At 52.6% G+C, this 515-nt stretch carries 1 protein-coding gene; it reads right to left on the bottom strand.

Features of this window, described 5'->3' with window-relative positions; translation table 11 throughout:
- On the bottom strand, nt 1-515 hold a 515-nt coding region (locus IEV39_RS18400), incomplete at both ends, for an Ig-like domain-containing protein (protein ID WP_126687743.1).

The raw sequence follows: 515 nt of genomic DNA, 5'->3' as shown, positions 1-515 counted from the left end.
GTTGCAGTGTAAGTCACGCCATTGATAACTAAAGTCACCACTGTGGTGACTGCATCTGCAGGGATACCGGTTAAGGTACCTGTTACCGTGATGGTGGTTGTTGATTCAGCTGCGTTGAGGACGTTGTCTGCTGTTACTGGTGCAACAGTCAGTGTGCTACCCGTCGTATCTGGTGCAGTGGTATCCACAACATAGCTGTGATCTGCACTGACCGGACCTGTACCTGTTACATCAACAGTCACTTCAATGGTGCTGTCTGCATCTGCAGTCAACTCGCTACCTGGAACGGTCACGCTCCATGTACCATCCGCCTGTACGGTGGTGTTGTAATTGTTGCCGTTGACCACAACTGTCACTGCATCACCTGCAGTGAAGTCGCCTACAACCGCACCGCTGACCGTTTGGTCCACACCCGCTTCTGCTGCGTTAACGGTGTTATCGCCTGCAATCGGGTTGATCACCACCACTGGTGTGGTGATATCCACGGTGTAGCTGGCATCTGCTGTCACAGTACC

It is taken from the genome of Acinetobacter courvalinii, from assembly GCF_014635545.1.
Lineage (GTDB): Bacteria > Pseudomonadota > Gammaproteobacteria > Pseudomonadales > Moraxellaceae > Acinetobacter > Acinetobacter courvalinii.
This window is presented reverse-complemented; position numbering and strand designations above follow the sequence as displayed.